This is a genomic window from Sphingobium chungangianum, assembly GCF_977014255.1.
This window is the reverse complement of sequence record NZ_CDRNIV010000006.1, coordinates 2,887,519-2,903,173: the sequence shown is the minus strand read 5'-3', so window position 1 is coordinate 2,903,173 and position 15,655 is coordinate 2,887,519. Positions and strand designations below refer to the sequence as shown.

The window sequence follows — 15,655 nt, the reverse complement described above, 5'->3', positions numbered from 1 at the left end:
GCCGGGACAGTCTCGGCCTAATCTTCGTCGAACAGACCGGCCAGCTGCTCCACCATCGTCCCACCGAGTTGTTCGGCATCCATGATGGTGACGGCCCGCCGATAATAGCGGGTGACGTCATGACCGATGCCGATCGCCACCAGCTGCACGGGCGACCGGTTCTCGATCCACTCGATCACCTGACGCAGATGGCGCTCCAGATAGGTGCCGCTGTTCACCGACAGGGTGGAGTCATCGACCGGAGCACCGTCGGAAATCACCATCAGGATACGGCGTTCCTCATTGCGCGCAATCAGACGCTGATGCGCCCAAAGCAGCGCCTCGCCGTCGATATTCTCCTTCAGCAGCCCCTCGCGCATCATCAGGCCCAGATTCCGCCGCGCCCGACGCCACGGCTCGTCCGCCTTTTTGTAGATGATGTGCCGCAGGTCGTTGAGACGCCCCGGCATCGGTGGCCGTCCGGCGGCCAGCCAGGCCTCCCGGCTCTGCCCACCCTTCCAGGCGCGCGTGGTGAAGCCCAATATCTCCGTCTTGACGCCACAGCGTTCCAGCGTGCGCGCCATGATGTCTGCGCTGATCGCGGCGATGCTGATCGGCCGCCCGCGCATCGAACCACTATTGTCGATCAGCAGCGTGACGACCGTATCGCGAAACTCGGTATCCCGCTCGATCTTGTAGGAAAGCGACCGGGTGGGATCGATGACGATCCGCGCCAGCCGCGCGGCATCGAGCATCCCTTCCTCTTGATCGAAGTCCCACGACCGCGATTGCTGCGCCATCAACCGACGTTGCAGCCGGTTGGCGAGTTTCGTCACCGCGCCCTGCAAGCTGACGAGCTGCTGGTCGAGAAAACCGCGCAGGCGGTTCAGCTCATCCTCGTCGCACAAATCCTCGGCGGTCACCACCTCATCATGCGCGACGGTGTAAGGCTTATAGTCGAAACCGGGCGGCAAGTCGGACATCGGCCGGTTGGGACGGACGGGCATCATGCCCTCATCGCCCATGTCGTCGGCGCCTTCATCGCTGTCGGCGTCGAAATCGTCGCTATATTCGGTTTCGCCTTCCTCGGTGTCGCCGCCCTGATCCTCGGCGCGCGCCTCGGCGTTCATGTCGCTGTCGCCAGCGTCCTCCTCGCCGGAATCGCCTTCTTCTTGGCTCTCTTGCTCGTCCTCGCCTTCGTCCTGCGGCTCCTCCTCATCGGTTTGAGGCGGCACATCGCTTTCAACGAGTTGCAGATGCTCGAGCATGGCCTGCGCCAGCTTCTGAAAGGCGCGCTGATCGTCGATGGCGAGGCCCAACGCATCAAGATCGGCGCCCGCCTTCTCCTCGATCCACGCATCGACCATCGCCATGCCGGTGATGGCATCCTTGGGGACGGGCTGGCCCGTCAATCGCTCGCGCACCTTCAACGCCAGCGCAGTCGAAAGCGGCACTTCATCGGCGGATCGCGCGCGGCGCAGCGGGTCCGACTTCAGCCGCAAGTCCAGCGCATGGTTGAGGTTTTCACGCACCCCTTCCATCGCCCGCGATCCAATCGCCTCCACCCGCGCCTGCTCGACCGCGTCATAGACCGCGCGCGCGGTCGCGTCGGCTGGCGCAGCGGCCGTATGCATGCGCAGATTATGATAACGCAGGCGCAGCGCATTCGCGTCAGCAAACCCGCGAGCGAGCGCCACCTGATCGGGCGGCAGGTTCCGGCCCGGAGTAGGCACCTTGATCGCCTTGCCCGCCATATGCGGCGCGTCGGCGGTGAAGCCCACCTCCACCTCGGCATCGCGAGCGATCGATCGGGCCGCGCCCGACAGCACGTCCTTGAAAGCATCCAGAGGCGACCGCTCCGCCATCAGTCGAGCAGCCTTTCGCGCAAGGTCCGGCGCGCAGCCTCGTCGATACCAAGCGATCCGGCCAGATACCCCTCGATCCCGCCATGGTTGGCGTCCATCTCTGCGAACAGACTGTCCAGATAAGCCACATCCACGGTCAGCACGGGTTCCAATGCCTCCGCGCGCGTCGACCATGCCCGCGCGACCAGCGAATTGCGCTGGTTCAGCAGCCAATTCCAGTCGGCATGCTCTTTGGTCAGCAGATAATCCTCGACGATCGTCTCACGCGGCACGCCCAAAGCCGCCAGGATCAGCGCCGCGCCAACGCCGGTGCGGTCCTTGCCAGCCGAACAATTGATGATGATCGGCAGGCGCCCGGCGGCAATCTGCGCGAACATTGCCCGATAGGATGCTGCGTGGTCCGCCGGAATGGCGCGATAGAGCGCGATCATCGCGTCACGCATGTCCTGCGCGGTCGCATCCTTCCGCTTCAGCATCTCGCCCAGAACGCCGCTGCTCTCGCTATAATCGCGGCAGAAATAATCGACCTCCGCCCCGTGCCAGATCGTGGGTTCGGCGCTGCGCTCATTGCCCCTGCGGAAATCGCAGATCGCCCGGATGCCCAGCGACCGCAAATGCGCGGCGTCCGCTTCGCTCAGCAGCGCCATCGTCCCAGACCGAAAAAGCGCGCCCCGACGAACCACGCGCCCATCCGCCGTCGCATAGCCACCAAAATCGCGCAGGTTGAACGCGCGTTCCAACGGCAGGCGGCGCTGATCAGCGACCAGGGCGCTGGTGTCCGTCACGGCCGTTCGCCTTCGCCAACAGGCGGCACGGCGATGGTCTCGATCCGCGTTTCGACGTCACTCATCAGCTTATGGACAGGACAACGCGCGGCAACGCCGATCAGCGTGTCATGCTGTTCCGGCGTCAAAGGCCCGCTCAGCGCGATCCGCGTCGTCAGCCGGTAGATGCCGTCCCGTTCCTCACTCGCGTCACGGATGACGCCAACATGGATGCCCTCGACCGGAATGCCCTTGCGCTGCGCATACCACAGCATCGTCATCGCCTTGCACGCACCCAATGCCGAATCATACAGGTCATGCGGATCAGGTCCGGCATCATGCCCGTCAGGCGGCGTCATATCGACGATCAGCTCATGGCCCCGAATGTTGACCCGGTGCGCGCTGCCATCCGGCGCGATGCGCTCTACGACTATCATTGCGTCAGGCCGCCCGGTGGGCGACGCTTTCGGGCAGGTCCTTGCCGAACACGCGCTGATAATATTCCGCCACCAGCGGCCGTTCCGCCTCGTCGCATTTGTTGAGGAAGGACAGGCGGAAGGCAAAGCCGATATTCTTGAAGATCAACGCATTCTGCGCCCAGCTGATCACGGTGCGAGGGCTCATCACAGTCGAAATATCGCCATTGATGAAGCCCTGACGGGTCAATTCCGCCACCTTGATCATATTCTCGACTTCCTTGCGGCCGCCCTCATGATCATACTCGCCCGACTTGGCGAGCACGATCTGCGCTTCGGTCGCGGCGGGCAGGTAATTGAGCGTCACCACCAGATTCCAGCGGTCCATCTGGCCCTGGTTGATCTGCTGTGTGCCATGATAGAGGCCGGTCGTGTCGCCCAGCCCGACTGTATTGGCGGTCGCGAAAAGCCGGAAATGCGGGTTGGGTCGGATTACGCGATTCTGGTCGAGCAGCGTCATCTTGCCATCGGTTTCCAGCACGCGCTGGATCACGAACATGACATCGGGGCGCCCTGCGTCATATTCGTCGAACACTAGCGCGACGGGCCGCTGCAATGCCCAGGGCAGCAATCCTTCCCGGAATTCCGTGACCTGCTGCCCATCCCGCAGCACGATCGCGTCACGGCCGACCAGGTCGATACGACTGATATGCGCGTCCAGATTGATGCGGATACAGGGCCAGCGCAGCCGTGCCGCAACCTGCTCGATATGGCTCGACTTGCCGGTGCCATGATAGCCCTGCACCATGACGCGCCGATTATAGGCAAAGCCCGCCAGAATCGCGAGCGTGGTGTCCGGGTCGAACACATAAGCGGGGTCGAGGTCCGGCACCCGCTCGTCCGCTTCGGAAAAGGCGGGAATTTTCAGATCGACATCAATGCCGAACACTTCCCGCGCATCCACCTCACGGTCGGGCGCAGCCAGCAGCGTCTCTGATCGGGTATCGGGCTGGACGTTGGGAATGTCGGTCATTGCTCTTCTTTCTATTCGCTCTCCTCCGCCGTAACCCATGGCGAAGGCCGGTGTCGAGTGGCCAATCAGTCCAACGCGGCCTGTCCATTTACGCGAAGGCAGCCGCCTTGCGCAGCAGGCCGTAGGCCTCGATCACCCCCTGCAATGCGCTTTCGTGGCTGCGGTCGCCGCCATTATGGTCGGGATGATAGCGCCGCAGCAGCTCGGTATAACGCTGTCGCAACGCCTTGCGATCCGCATCGATGGGGAGGCCCATGATAGAGAGCGCCTTGCGATCCTCGTTGGACAGAAACTTGCCGTCCTGCCGCATCTGGCTGTCGGCTCGTGCTTTTGCCACCCGCTCTTTGAACTTGGCGCCGATCGCGTCGAGCGGGTCCTGGAAGTCGGACCATTTGGGCGGCGGGCTGGTGGCATTCGATGAAAAGGCGCGCGTTTCCCGCTCCCACCCCGCAAAGGGTCGTTGGGCAGCGGCGATTTCGTCGGGGCTCATGCCGGTGAAGAAATTATAGCCCTGATTGAATTCGCGCACATGATCCAGGCACAGCCAGCGCCAGCGCGGACCTTCCTGATTGGGTGACGCCCCCTCCAGCGGCGGCGCGCGAAACTCTCCGGGCTCGGCGCACCCATTGACCGCGCAGGGGCGGTCACTTTCCACGCGGCCATGGAAGCGGTTGAAACGGCGGGTCGAGTACGGGTCGGTAGACAAGATTGCCCTGATGCATGATGAAACAAAGGGCCTATATAGGGGCGATGAGCACCCAACTGAAAGGCCCGGTGGCCACGGAAATCGAACAGCGGCTGCGCGCCGCCCTGTCGCCAGAGCATCTCGCCGTGATCGACGACAGCGAGAAGCATCGCGGTCATGCGGGACATGACGGATCGGGCGAAAGCCATTTCACGGTGGAGATCGTCTCGGCCGAGTTCGCGGCCAAGAACCGCGTGGCCCGCCAGCGGCTGGTCAACGCCGCGCTCGCCGATCTGCTGCGCGACAAGGTTCATGCGCTGGCGATCAAGGCCCGTGCGCCCGGCGAAGCCTGACCAGGGGAAAGCTCATGACGTTAGACGACCTCGTCATCCAGACCGTTAGCCCGACCACCCATGATCTGGGCGACTTCCGCGTCCATCGTTCACTGCCCGCGCCGGGCCGGACGATGGTCGGCCCCTTCATCTTCTTCGATCAGGCCGGACCGGCCAAGATCGGCGCGGGCCAAGGCATCGACGTGCGCCCGCACCCGCACATCAATCTCTCGACGGTCACCTATATGTTCGAGGGCGCATTCCTGCATCGGGACTCCTTGGGCACGGAGCAACTGATCGAGCCGGGCGCGGTCAACCTGATGACCGCAGGCAGCGGCATCGTCCATTCCGAACGCTCCCCAGACAGTGACCGCGTGCGCGAGTCCAAAATCTCGGCCATTCAGACATGGCTCGCCCTACCCGATGGCATCGAGGAAATGGCGCCAGCCTTCGAACATGTCAGCGAGGGCGGCTTGCCTGTCATCGACTGCGGCCGTGCCAGCGCGCGTGTCATCATGGGCAGCCTGTGGGGCGCGACGTCGCCGGTCACCACCTATGCCGACACCATCTATGCCGACATTCAACTGTCACCCGGCGGGACCGTGCCGATCGACACCGATGCGGATGAACGCGCCATCTATGTCGCTGGCGGAGACGCGGCGCTCGATGGCGTCGCGTTGCTGCCCCAGACGCTCTACGTCCTGCGTCCCGGCACCCGCGCCACATTGATGAGCGTCGATGGTGGCCGGGTGATGTATTGCGGTGGCGAGGCGTTCAAGACGCCGCGCCATGTCTGGTGGAATTTCGTCTCTTCTTCGACCGATCGCCTCTATCAGGCGCGCGAGGATTGGGAGGCGATGCGCTTCCCGCTGATCCCCGGCGATGATCAGGAATTCATCCCGATCCCGAAGGGGCGGCCCAAGACGGTGAGCTATCCGTAGGCCTCCAGCATAACGGGACCACCTAACCCCGTTCGGGCTGAGCCTGTCGAAGCCCCTTCCTTCTTTTCAAGAGAAGCCCCCTTCGACTGCCTGCCAAGGCAGGCGCTCAGGACAGGCTTCGACAAGCTCAGGGCGAACGAGGGTGGGTGGTACAGCCCCCACCCGCGCTTACTAAACGAAGGTCAGCGACAAATTCTCGGCATTTTTCGGAATGTCGATCCGGCTTTCGTTGATGGATGCTTCCTCGCCGGGCTTCAGGCTCGTGCGATCCGCCTTCGTCGTCCAGCTGAACACCAGCCGGTTCTGCTGATCACGCAACTGCACCAGCACCGGCGGCACCGGCAAGGTCTGCTTCCCGCTGTTCACGATCCGCGCGCCAAAGGCGAAATATTCCTCCCCGGTCGGCAGCTTGCGCCGCTCAGCGGGCTTGGACAGGTAGAATAGCAGGTCCGGATCGCCCTCTTCCGAAACAAAGCCCAGATTGACCGCCCAGCTTGGCGTGCCGAAATACCAGAGCGCGCCCCCAATGCCGCCAACCGCAAGGCAGAAAAGCACTGCCGCATAGGTCCACAGCTTCAGGCGATTGCGGCGCGGCCTGACCGGCGCGGCGTAGCTTTCCGCAGGTTCCTCGCGGTGCCGGCCGTAAATGTCATCGACGCTATTATCGGTCTGCGCTGCTGACATGCTCGGCGCGACTGCCACTGGCTCGGGTATCGGCGCAGCTACCGCTTCTACTACCCGAGCGGGCTCCGCCGGAGCCTCGACAGGCGCAGCAGGAGGAGGCGGAGCAGAGGCAACAGGCGGCGGTGGGGCAGGGCGCGCTTCGGCGGCGACGGGCGCTTCCGCCATCTCCACGGCCTTTTCCCTGACCGGCAGAGCCGCACCTTCCTGGAACCAGCTATGTTTGCAGGAGGCGCAGCGAACCTGGCGGCCATCGGGGCCGACGGCGCTGTCCGGCACAATATAGCGCGTGGCGCAATTGGGACACACCAGGATCATGACGCTTCATAGCCATGGCTTGGACTCGAGGGCAAGCGGCATTGAATGGGGAGGCCGAAGATGCCGCGACTCGGTGGATGATGGCGCTTGGCGCTTTACGCCTGCCTGCCCGCTGTGCCATGGCTGTACCCAAGGGGAAGCAGGGAGCGCGCGGGCGCATTCATCGAAACATGTCGGCGATCGTCCAGTTCGAAAATGTCGGCCTGCGCTATGGTCTGGACAGCGAAACGCTGTCCGACGTCAGCTTCTCGCTGCATGGCGGCGGCTTCTATTTCCTGACCGGCGCGTCGGGCGCGGGCAAGACGTCGCTGTTAAAGCTCCTCTACCTCGCCCAGCGCCCCAGTCGCGGCGTCATCCGGCTGTTCGGAGAGGATGTGGTGACGCTCCCCCGCAAGCGCCTGCCGGGCTTTCGCCGCCGCATCGGCGTCGTTTTCCAGGACTTCCGGCTGGTCGCCCACCTGTCCGCCTATGACAATATCGCCCTGCCGCTGCGGGTCGCGGGCATGGAGGAAAGCGAGATCGACGCTTCGGTCTCGGAGATGCTCAATTGGGTCGGCCTTGGTGACCGGGGGCAGGCGCGCCCGGCGACACTCTCGGGCGGAGAGCAGCAGCGCGTCGCCATCGCCCGCGCCGTCATCGCCCGGCCCGAAATCCTCGTCGCGGACGAACCCACCGGCAACGTCGATGCCGACATGGCCCGCCGTCTGCTCACCCTGTTCGAAGCGCTCAACCGCCTCGGCACCACCATCGTCGTCGCGACCCACGACCTGCCGCTGATCGGTCAGGTCGAAGGCGCGCAGATGATGCGGCTGGACAAGGGCCGCCTGTCCGATCCCACGGGATCACTGCGCTACCCGCCCCGGCCGCAGGGCGCGGCAGCGTCATGACGGGCGCAGACCGCCGCGCCGCCGCCGCCGCCCGCCACCGGCTTCTGCCCGAAGGCCGCGTCGCCGGACCCATGCCTTGGGTTATCGCGATCATGATGTTCCTGACCGTCCTTGCCGCAGCCTCTGGCCTCGGCCTTGCGGCGGCAGTGCAGTCGGTCGGCGCCGACCTCGCCGGACGCGCCACGGTCCAGATTGTGGAGGCCAATGCCGACCGGCGCGAGGCGCTGAGCGGCGCGGCAGCCCGCCTGCTGCGCAAATCCGCTGAGGTACGCGCTGTCCATCCGGTCGATCCCGCGACCTTGGCTGACCAGATCCGCCCGTGGCTCGGCCAGGATGCCGCGAGCGGCGACCTGCCTATCCCGGCGCTGATCGACGTCGAACTAACCCCCGGCGCGACGGCGGCCAAGGTGCAGCGGTTAGGCCGCATCCTCGCGACCCTGTCGCCGAACATTCGCGTCGAACCCCACGCCGCCTTCCTCCAGCCGCTCGGCAGCCTGCTTGCCGCGCTAGGTGGCCTCGCCGCTGGCATCGTTCTGTTGATGGCACTCGCCACCGCCGCGATCGTCGTGCTTGCTGCGCGTGCCGCGCATGACAGCCATCGCGGCACGATCGACGTGCTCCACCTGATGGGCGCTACCGATGTGCAGATCGCCCGGCTCTTCCAGCGGCGCATCGGCCTCGACGCGCTGTTCGGCGGCCTGCTGGGCTTCGTCACCGCGTTGCTGGTCATCATCCTGCTGGGCACCCGGCTCGCGGCGACAGGGTCTGATCTGCTGGCGGCGATCAGCCTGCCGTGGAGCAGTTGGCTGATCCTTGCCACCCTGCCCATAGGCGGCGTCCTACTCTCGACGCTAGCCGCACGGTGGACCGTCCTGCGGTCCCTGGGGCGGTTGCTATGATCGTCCGCCTCTTTGCGGTGACATTGCTCGCCTGGATATTGGGTTTCGCCTGGTTTGCGATTTTCCTGCCCCAACCGCTCGATGGCCGCCCGACAGACGCCATCGTCGTGCTGACGGGCGGCGCGGGCCGGATCGACCGCGGCCTTGCCCTGCTTGAAGAAGGGGCGGCAAAGCGAATGCTGATCTCTGGCGTTGATCGTTCCGTCCGCCCGGCGGAGCTGGCGGCGCAATATGAAAGGCCCGAACGGCTATTTTCCTGCTGCATCACCCTGGGCCGTGAAGCGATCGACACCCGCTCCAACGCCATCGAAACCGCCCATTGGCTGGAGCGCAGGGACTTCCGCACCGTCCGCCTCATCACAACGGACTGGCACATGCGCCGCGCCGCGCTTGAACTGCGCCAGGCGGTGCCGGGCAATCTGACGATCGTCTATGACGCCGTGCCGAGCAGGCCGAGCCTCAGGATGCTGATGCGCGAATATAATAAATATCTCCTCCGCCGCGCCGCCGCGCTCGTCGGGATTTGAAGAACGGCCTTATGATCACCGCCCTGCGCTCGCTCGTCTTCACGCTGATATTCTACAGCGGCTCCTTGCTGCTGGTTCTTGCTGCTCTGGCTGTGGCATGGCCATGGCCTGCTGGGGTTCCGGTCGTGGCAACGGCATGGGGCCGCTTCCACCGATCCTGCGCGCGCTGGATTCTCGGGCAAAAAGTGCGGATCGAAGGCAACCTGCCGCACGGCAACTATCTCTATATCGTCAAGCATGAGTCGATGTTTGAAACGATCGACCTGCTCTGCATCTTCGATCGCCCGGTCATCGCCGCCAAGCGCGAACTGCTCGACATTCCTTTGTGGGGCCGTATCGGTCGGCTGTACGGCCTTATCCCGGTCGAGCGCACCGCTGGGGCCAGCGCCCTGCGGACCCTGCGAGCCGCCGCCCGCGCCGCAACCGATCAGGGCCGCGCCGTTTGCCTCTTTCCAGAAGGTACGCGCGTCCCTCATGGCGAGGCGCCGCCGTTGCGGGCGGGTTTCGCGGGCCTTTATTCCCTCCTCGCTTTGCCCGTCGTTCCGATCGCGATCGACAGCGGGCGCCTTTCCCCGCGCGGCAAATTCCTGAAGCGCGCGGGCGTCATCACCTACAAGGTCGGGGAAGTGATCCCGACCGGCCTGGACCGCCGAGACGCCGAAATCCGCGTCCATGCCGCGATCAACGCGCTGAATCCCGCGCATGCCTTTGACAAGCTTAACCCAAACGCGGTCGAGTGATCCCGGATAAAAGGCGCGAAGCCTTAGAGCATGATCCTATTTGAGTGACCGTCGCCCCGGACTTGATCCGGGGTCCCGCTTCTTTTCTGACGCTGCCGAGGCAGTGGGACCCCGGATCAAGTCCGGGGTGACGGAAAATCAGCCTTAATGCCGATGCTTCCGTGTAAGAAGATCGGTCCTAGTGACGCCGCCCAAAATCTGGCTTGGGATCGTCCTGCCCCTGTTCGATGATCGACCGGCGGATGGCCCGCGTCTTGGTGAACAGGTTGAACAGCGTGTCCCCGTCATTCCACCGGATCGCCCGCTGCAAAGCCGACAGGTCCTCGGAGAAACGCTGTAGCATTTCCAGCACAGCGTCCTTGTTCGCCAGGAACACGTCGCGCCACATGGTGGGATCGGACGCGGCGATACGGGTGAAGTCGCGAAAACCACCTGCGGAATATTTGATGACCTCGGACTGGGTCACGTCTTCCAGATCGCTGGCCGTGCCAACGATCGTATAGGCGATAAGGTGCGGCAGATGGCTCGTCACGGCCAGCACCAGGTCATGATGCTGGGGGTCCATCGTCTCGACATCCGCGCCGACGCGATGCCATAGTTCGGAAATGCGCGCGACTGCGGCCGGATCGGCTCCAGCAGGCGGCGTGATGATGCACCAGCGACCCTGGAACAGGCTGGCGAAACCCGCCTCAGGCCCGCTATTCTCGGTTCCGGCGACCGGATGTGCGGGGATGACGACCCGTCCGGGCAGGGCCGCGTTCAGCTGCGCCAGCACATCGGCCTTGCATGATCCCACATCGCTCACGATCGCATCGGCGGGCAGATCGTCCGCAATCTCCGCCGCCGCCGCGCCCATGGCCCGCACCGGGACGCACAGCACGACCAGATCAGCGTCGGTCACGCTAGCGCCCGCCGTGTCGGTCACATCGTCGCACAGGTCGATAGCCCGCGCGATCTGCCGCACATTTGGATCGGCATCATAACCCGTCACCCGAACCGTCGGCATATATTCGCGGATCGCCCGCGCGAGGGATGAGCCGATCAGGCCAAGGCCGATGATGGTGACGCGGGAGAAAGGCAGCATGGCTCAGGCCGCCTCCGCCATCGCCCGCAGCTTCGCCGCGACCGCGCGCACCTGCTCTTCGGTGCCGATGGTGATGCGCAGGCCATTGGGCAGCCCCTGGCCGGGCAGCCAGCGCGTCGCAAAGCCTTCGTCCCACAACCCCTTCATCGCCGCCTCGGCGGTCAGCTTGCCGTTGAACAGGATCAGCAGGAAATTGGCCTTGCTCGGCACCGCCCGCAGCCCATGGTTGGACAGCGAAGCAACCTCATCGGCCAGCCAGGCCCGCCATGTGCGATTGTGCGCCCGGCTGGCATCCACCCACGCCTGATCCTTCACCGCCGCGATCGCCGCCGCCTGTCCGGCTGTGGTGACATTGAACGGCGCACGAATGCGATGCAGCGCGTCGATGATCTCCGCGCTGGCATAGCCCCACCCAATCCGCTCGGCGGCAAGGCCGTAGATTTTGGAGAAGGTGCGGGTCACCAGCACATTGGCCGCATTCTTGGCCAGCTCCAGCCCGTCATCATCCTCATCTGCGTCCAGATATTCGGCATAGGCCTGATCCAGCACGAACAAAATGTCCGGCCGCAGCGCCGCGTGCAGCCGCGCAATATCCTCGCGCGGTGTCATGGTGCCCGTGGGATTATTGGGATTGGCCAGGAAAACGACCTTGGTCTTTTCCGTCACGCAGGCGAGCAGCGCGTCCACATCGGTCGCATAATCCTTGTCCGGCGCGATCACCGGGGTCGCGCCGACCCGCCGCGCGGCGATGTCGTAAACCGAAAAGCCATAATGGACGTAAAGTATCTCGTCGCCAGGTCCGGCATAGGCGCTCGCCGCAATGTGCAGCAACTCGTCGGACCCAGTGCCGTAGATCACCCGAGCGGGATCAAGGCTATGCGCCGCCGCGATCGCTTCGCGCATCTTCGCCGCGCCCGGATCGGGGTAGGTCGCAAGGTCCGCCGTCGCCGCGATCAGCGCCGCTCGCGCCGCTTCGCCGGTGCCCAGCGGGTTTTCATTCGCGCTGAGCTTGATCAGCGGGCGTCCGTCATCGGCCGCCGCTTTGCCCGGCACATAGGGCGAAATGCCCAGAATCCATTCCTTGGGAGCAGGTTTCGTCATGGCCGGGCTTTAGCGTCATCCGCACCAAAGGCAAAGCGCCGCTATATGACGGGCGTGATCAGCGGCTTGCCCGCCGCCCACGCGTCCAGATTGGCGAGCACCAGATCGGCCATCGCCTTGCGTGTATTCACCGTTGCGCTGCCCTGATGCGGTTGCAGCACGACATTATCCATGGCGAACAAAGCCTCGGGCACGTGCGGCTCCTGCGCGAACACGTCCAGCCCGGCGGCACCGATCCGTCCTTCCGTCAGCGCCGCGACCAGCGCGTCTTCGTCAATCACACTTCCCCGGCTGATGTTGATCAGCACGCCCTGCGGCCCCAGCGCGTCCAGCATCGCCGCATCGACCAGTTTACACGCTTCCGGGCCGCCCGATGTCGCGACGATCATCACCTCGCTCTCCCGCGCGAAGGCGATGCGGTCCTCGACATAACGATAAGGTGCGCCCGGCACAGGATTGCGGTTATGATAAATGATCTCGCTTGCCACCGGCTCCAGCCGCCGCGCAATCGCCCGTCCGATCCGGCCCAGTCCCAATATCCCGATCCTGCGCCCCGTGACGCTGCCGCTCAACGGCACCGTGCCACCCCGCGCCCAACCGCCAGACCGCACCATCCGATCGTTGGCAGCGATATTGCGAACGGCCGCGTAAAGCAGGCCTACCGCCAGATCGGCCACGTCGTCGGTCAGGACATCCGGCGTGTTGCTGACCTTGATGCCCTTCGCCTTGGCGTGCGCGACATCGACCTTGTCATAGCCAACCGAAAACAGCCCGATCATCTCCAGCCTCGGCAGCGCATCCATGATCGCGGCAGAAGCGCCGACCGCCCCGAACGACACCAGCGCCCGCGCCTCCCGCACCGCCTCGGGCAGCGCGTCCGGATCGGCAGCCGCCGCCAACTCATGCACGATGAATCGGGCCTTCAACTGCTCTTCCAGATAGGATGACACAGGACCATAGATGACGATCGGAATGCGGGTCTGGCTCATGTCCTCGTCCTAGCCCATCCCCCGCCGATTGACAGCACCCCTCCACGGTCCTAGCCCGCTTGCACCATGGCCAGCGCCCCCTTCACCGACGACAGCCGTTTCGGCCTCCGCCGCCAGGTCCGCCTGTCCGGTCCCCTGCGGCTGGACAGCGGCGCGGCCTTGGCGCCCGTCGACATCGCCTATGAAACCTATGGGCGGATGAACGCAGACAAGTCGAACGTCATCCTCATCTGCCACGCGCTGACCGGCGACCAATATGTGGCGTCTGACCACCCCGTCACTGGTAAGCCCGGCTGGTGGTGGCGCATGGTGGGCGAGGGAAAACCCATCGACCCTGCGCGCCATTTCATCGTCTGCGCCAACGTCATCGGCAGCTGCATGGGTTCCAGCGGCCCCGCCAGCGTCGATCCGTCGAGCAATGCGCCCTATGCGATGCGCTTCCCGGTGCTGACCATCGCCGACATGGTGCGCGCCCAAGCGCTGCTGCTTAACCATCTGGACGTCGATCGCCTCTCTGCCGTCATCGGCGGCTCCATGGGCGGCATGCAGGCGCTTAGCTGGCCAACCATCTTTCCGGATCGCGTCGAAAGCTGCATCGTCATCGCCTCGACCGCCCGGCACAGCGCCCAGAACATCGCGTTCCACGAAGTCGGGCGGCAAGCGATCATGGCCGATCCCAACTGGCGCGGCGGCGACTATTATGCCGACGCCCAGGTGCCGAGCGCCGGCCTTGCCGTTGCCCGCATGGCCGCGCACATCACCTATCTGTCCGAAGCGGGCCTGACCGAGAAATTCGGCCGCCGCCTGCAAGGGCGCGATGCCAAGACCTTCGGCTTCGACGCCGACTTTCAGGTGGAAAGCTATCTGCGCCATCAGGGCTTGAGTTTCGTCGAGCGGTTCGACGCCAACTCCTATCTCTACATCACCCGCGCCATGGACTATTATGACATTGCGGAGGATCATGGCGGCAGCCTCGCCACCGCCTTCGCCCCGTCCAAGGCGCGCTTCTGCCTGGTGAGCTTCGACACCGACTGGCTCTATCCCACCGCCGAATCCCGCATCATCGTCCACGCGCTCAACGCCAGCGGCGCGCACGCCAGCTTCGTTGAGCTATCCAGCCCCTTCGGCCATGACGCGTTCCTGCTGGAATGCCCGGAATTGAACCGCGTCGTCGATGGCTTCCTCAAGGGCGGCCGCGCGTGAGCGAGACGCTTCGGCCGGACCTCGCCCTGATCGCCCGCACCGTAACGCCGGGCGCGCGCGTGCTGGACGTGGGCTGCGGCGACGGCGCGCTCATGGCCGCGCTGCGGGACAAGAAACAGGTGGATGCGCGCGGGCTGGAACTGGACGCGGGCAATGTCGCCGCCGCCGTCGGCCGGGGCCTGTCGGTCGTGCAGGGCGACGCCGACACCGACCTCACCTATTATCCCGACGCCAGCTTCGACTATGCGATCTTGAGCCAGACGCTACAGACCACGCGCCGCCCGGACCTGGTGGTGGAGGAACTGCTGCGCATCGGCCGTCAGGCCTTCGTCTCCTTCCCCAATTTCGCGCATTGGCGCGGACGGCTGTCGCTGATGTGGGGCGGGCGCATGCCAGTGACGCGGCTGTTGCCCGACACCTGGTACGACACGCTCAACATCCACCATGTCACCGTCGATGATTTCCGCGCGCTGGTGAAGGATCGCGGCTGGACGATCGATGGCCAATGGTTCCTGAAGGGCGACAAGGAAACGACCCACGCGAACGCCAACCTGTTCGCCGAACACGCTGTCTTCCTGCTGCGCCGCTAAAGAAAAACCGCCGCGTCACCCGGCCGCCATGCGGCTCTGCGGGTCATGGCGCGGTCAAACAATTCCGACCCGATCAAAGCGCGCAACCATGCCTGCACACGCGGCACGGGCTGTGCGTCAAACCACGCCTGATCAGCCGCCGCAAACTGCCGCACAAACGGAAAGATCGCGATGTCGGCCAGCATCCTGCGCTCGCCACACAGGAAAGCACTGCTCTCCAGCCGCGCTTCCAGTTCGCCCAGCCATGCCATCCCTGCGGCGCGATGTTCCAGCGGGTCCGACCCATGGCGCGTCGCATATTTGTAGCGGTCGAGATGTTGCTTGAACGGCCCGTCATTGGCAGCGATCATTGCCACGTCATCCCCGTCGAGCCAACCCTCCGGATCATCCAGGCGAAGCGCCCAGCGCATGATATCCAGGCTCTCGTCAATCACGTCACCGCCGGGCAACGCCAGCACCGGCACCGTGCCCTTGGGTGACAGCGCCAGCATCGACGCAGGCTTGTCGCGCAAGACGACCTCGCGCAACTCCACCTGCTGCCCGCTGATGATCAGCGCCATCCGCGCCCGCATGGCATAGGGGCAGCGCCGGAAACTGTAGAGGATGGCGCTCATCCCACGC

General features: G+C 64.8%; 18 protein-coding genes. 8 read left to right on the top strand and 10 right to left on the bottom strand.

Translation table 11 applies throughout. The features are described 5' to 3' along the window. Positions 1-17: 17 nt before the first annotated feature. From cobT to ACWNC0_RS21385, 5 genes are all read right to left on the bottom strand, one after another. On the bottom strand, positions 18-1,844 hold the full coding sequence (cobT, locus tag ACWNC0_RS21405) for a cobaltochelatase subunit CobT (protein WP_449474462.1): 1,827 nt from the start codon (positions 1,842-1,844) through the stop codon (positions 18-20). After that, the gene (locus tag ACWNC0_RS21400) at positions 1,844-2,629 is read right to left on the bottom strand and encodes a tyrosine-protein phosphatase (protein ID WP_449474461.1); all 786 of its coding nucleotides are present in this window, start codon (positions 2,627-2,629) and stop codon (positions 1,844-1,846) included. Before ACWNC0_RS21400 ends, cobT begins: the two co-directional genes overlap by 1 nt. Then, positions 2,626-3,045, bottom strand: a complete 420-nt coding sequence (locus ACWNC0_RS21395; protein ID WP_449474460.1) for an OsmC family protein — start codon at positions 3,043-3,045, stop codon at positions 2,626-2,628. Before ACWNC0_RS21395 ends, ACWNC0_RS21400 begins: the two co-directional genes overlap by 4 nt. Positions 3,046-3,049: 4 nt before the next feature. Then, positions 3,050-4,057, bottom strand: coding sequence for a cobaltochelatase subunit CobS (cobS, locus tag ACWNC0_RS21390; protein WP_449474459.1), 1,008 nt, complete (start codon positions 4,055-4,057; stop codon positions 3,050-3,052). Positions 4,058-4,145: 88 nt separating this feature from the next. Continuing rightward, positions 4,146-4,763, bottom strand: coding sequence for a DnaJ domain-containing protein (locus ACWNC0_RS21385; protein WP_449474458.1), 618 nt, complete (start codon positions 4,761-4,763; stop codon positions 4,146-4,148). A 44-nt stretch (positions 4,764-4,807) separates the two neighbouring features. Between ACWNC0_RS21385 and ACWNC0_RS21380 the strand changes: the two genes are divergently transcribed. Both ACWNC0_RS21380 and ACWNC0_RS21375 read left to right on the top strand, forming a co-directional pair. Further along, entirely contained in the window at positions 4,808-5,095 is a 288-nt protein-coding gene (locus ACWNC0_RS21380) for a BolA family protein (protein ID WP_449474457.1), read from the top strand. Positions 5,096-5,109: 14 nt separating this feature from the next. Further along, positions 5,110-6,015, top strand: a complete 906-nt coding sequence (locus ACWNC0_RS21375; protein ID WP_449474456.1) for a pirin family protein — start codon at positions 5,110-5,112, stop codon at positions 6,013-6,015. A 171-nt stretch (positions 6,016-6,186) separates the two neighbouring features. On the opposite strand, the gene ACWNC0_RS21370 is transcribed toward ACWNC0_RS21375, so the two are convergent. Continuing rightward, complete coding sequence (locus ACWNC0_RS21370) at positions 6,187-7,014, bottom strand: MJ0042-type zinc finger domain-containing protein (protein ID WP_449474455.1); 828 nt, start codon at positions 7,012-7,014, stop codon at positions 6,187-6,189. Between the two features lie 170 nt (positions 7,015-7,184). Between ACWNC0_RS21370 and ftsE the strand changes: the two genes are divergently transcribed. Genes ftsE through ACWNC0_RS21350 form a run of 4 tightly spaced genes read left to right on the top strand, consistent with a single transcriptional unit; the run spans position 7,185 to position 10,067 of the window. After that, positions 7,185-7,901 carry a cell division ATP-binding protein FtsE gene (gene ftsE, locus ACWNC0_RS21365; RefSeq protein ID WP_196224841.1) on the top strand — a complete coding sequence of 239 codons (717 nt, stop codon included), beginning with the start codon at positions 7,185-7,187 and terminating at the stop codon, positions 7,899-7,901. Next, a complete protein-coding gene (locus ACWNC0_RS21360; protein WP_449474454.1) occupies positions 7,898-8,800 on the top strand; it encodes a cell division protein FtsX in 903 nt (300 codons plus the stop codon). The genes ftsE and ACWNC0_RS21360 overlap by 4 nt, the downstream gene beginning before the upstream one ends. Next, a complete protein-coding gene (locus ACWNC0_RS21355; protein WP_449474453.1) occupies positions 8,797-9,327 on the top strand; it encodes a YdcF family protein in 531 nt (176 codons plus the stop codon). The genes ACWNC0_RS21360 and ACWNC0_RS21355 overlap by 4 nt, the downstream gene beginning before the upstream one ends. An 11-nt stretch (positions 9,328-9,338) precedes the next feature. Next, on the top strand, positions 9,339-10,067 hold the full coding sequence (locus ACWNC0_RS21350; RefSeq protein ID WP_449474452.1) for a lysophospholipid acyltransferase family protein: 729 nt from the start codon (positions 9,339-9,341) through the stop codon (positions 10,065-10,067). Between the two features lie 178 nt (positions 10,068-10,245). Here ACWNC0_RS21350 and ACWNC0_RS21345 read toward each other — a convergent pair whose 3' ends face one another. Genes ACWNC0_RS21345 through ACWNC0_RS21335 form a run of 3 tightly spaced genes read right to left on the bottom strand, consistent with a single transcriptional unit; the run spans position 10,246 to position 13,241 of the window. After that, positions 10,246-11,151 (bottom strand): prephenate/arogenate dehydrogenase family protein, encoded by a 906-nt coding sequence (locus ACWNC0_RS21345; RefSeq protein ID WP_449474451.1) that lies wholly within the window; start codon positions 11,149-11,151, stop codon positions 10,246-10,248. Positions 11,152-11,154: 3 nt separating this feature from the next. Next, positions 11,155-12,252: a histidinol-phosphate transaminase gene (gene hisC / locus ACWNC0_RS21340; RefSeq protein WP_449474450.1), complete on the bottom strand. Its 1,098-nt coding sequence runs from the start codon at positions 12,250-12,252 to the stop codon at positions 11,155-11,157. Between the two features lie 41 nt (positions 12,253-12,293). Beyond that, positions 12,294-13,241 carry a 2-hydroxyacid dehydrogenase gene (locus tag ACWNC0_RS21335; RefSeq protein WP_449474449.1) on the bottom strand — a complete coding sequence of 316 codons (948 nt, stop codon included), beginning with the start codon at positions 13,239-13,241 and terminating at the stop codon, positions 12,294-12,296. A gap of 66 nt (positions 13,242-13,307) precedes the next feature. Between ACWNC0_RS21335 and metX the strand changes: the two genes are divergently transcribed. Next, the gene (gene metX / locus ACWNC0_RS21330) at positions 13,308-14,444 is read left to right on the top strand and encodes a homoserine O-acetyltransferase MetX (protein ID WP_449474448.1); all 1,137 of its coding nucleotides are present in this window, start codon (positions 13,308-13,310) and stop codon (positions 14,442-14,444) included. Next, entirely contained in the window at positions 14,441-15,034 is a 594-nt protein-coding gene (gene metW / locus ACWNC0_RS21325) for a methionine biosynthesis protein MetW (protein WP_449474447.1), read from the top strand. The genes metX and metW overlap by 4 nt, the downstream gene beginning before the upstream one ends. On the opposite strand, the gene ACWNC0_RS21320 is transcribed toward metW, so the two are convergent. After that, positions 15,031-15,648 (bottom strand): glutathione S-transferase, encoded by a 618-nt coding sequence (locus ACWNC0_RS21320; RefSeq protein WP_449474446.1) that lies wholly within the window; start codon positions 15,646-15,648, stop codon positions 15,031-15,033. The two genes, metW and ACWNC0_RS21320, sit on opposite strands and share 4 nt — an antisense overlap. Between the last annotated feature and the right edge of the window lie 7 nt (positions 15,649-15,655).

Excerpts from the sequence above, each read along its gene's own strand:
- cobS (WP_449474459.1), bottom strand. The coding sequence starts at position 4,057 with ATGACCGACATTCCCAACGTCCAGCCCGATACCCGATCAGAGACGCTG.
- ACWNC0_RS21360 (WP_449474454.1), top strand. The coding sequence starts at position 7,898 with ATGACGGGCGCAGACCGCCGCGCCGCCGCCGCCGCCCGCCACCGGCTT.
- ACWNC0_RS21370 (WP_449474455.1), bottom strand. The coding sequence starts at position 7,014 with ATGATCCTGGTGTGTCCCAATTGCGCCACGCGCTATATTGTGCCGGAC.
- hisC (WP_449474450.1), bottom strand. The coding sequence starts at position 12,252 with ATGACGAAACCTGCTCCCAAGGAATGGATTCTGGGCATTTCGCCCTAT.
- ACWNC0_RS21395 (WP_449474460.1), bottom strand. The coding sequence starts at position 3,045 with ATGATAGTCGTAGAGCGCATCGCGCCGGATGGCAGCGCGCACCGGGTC.
- ftsE (WP_196224841.1), top strand. The coding sequence starts at position 7,185 with ATGTCGGCGATCGTCCAGTTCGAAAATGTCGGCCTGCGCTATGGTCTG.
- ACWNC0_RS21335 (WP_449474449.1), bottom strand. The coding sequence starts at position 13,241 with ATGAGCCAGACCCGCATTCCGATCGTCATCTATGGTCCTGTGTCATCC.
- ACWNC0_RS21355 (WP_449474453.1), top strand. The coding sequence starts at position 8,797 with ATGATCGTCCGCCTCTTTGCGGTGACATTGCTCGCCTGGATATTGGGT.
- metX (WP_449474448.1), top strand. The coding sequence starts at position 13,308 with ATGGCCAGCGCCCCCTTCACCGACGACAGCCGTTTCGGCCTCCGCCGC.
- cobT (WP_449474462.1), bottom strand. The coding sequence starts at position 1,844 with ATGGCGGAGCGGTCGCCTCTGGATGCTTTCAAGGACGTGCTGTCGGGC.
- ACWNC0_RS21380 (WP_449474457.1), top strand. The coding sequence starts at position 4,808 with ATGAGCACCCAACTGAAAGGCCCGGTGGCCACGGAAATCGAACAGCGG.
- ACWNC0_RS21375 (WP_449474456.1), top strand. The coding sequence starts at position 5,110 with ATGACGTTAGACGACCTCGTCATCCAGACCGTTAGCCCGACCACCCAT.
- ACWNC0_RS21350 (WP_449474452.1), top strand. The coding sequence starts at position 9,339 with ATGATCACCGCCCTGCGCTCGCTCGTCTTCACGCTGATATTCTACAGC.
- ACWNC0_RS21345 (WP_449474451.1), bottom strand. The coding sequence starts at position 11,151 with ATGCTGCCTTTCTCCCGCGTCACCATCATCGGCCTTGGCCTGATCGGC.
- ACWNC0_RS21320 (WP_449474446.1), bottom strand. The coding sequence starts at position 15,648 with ATGAGCGCCATCCTCTACAGTTTCCGGCGCTGCCCCTATGCCATGCGG.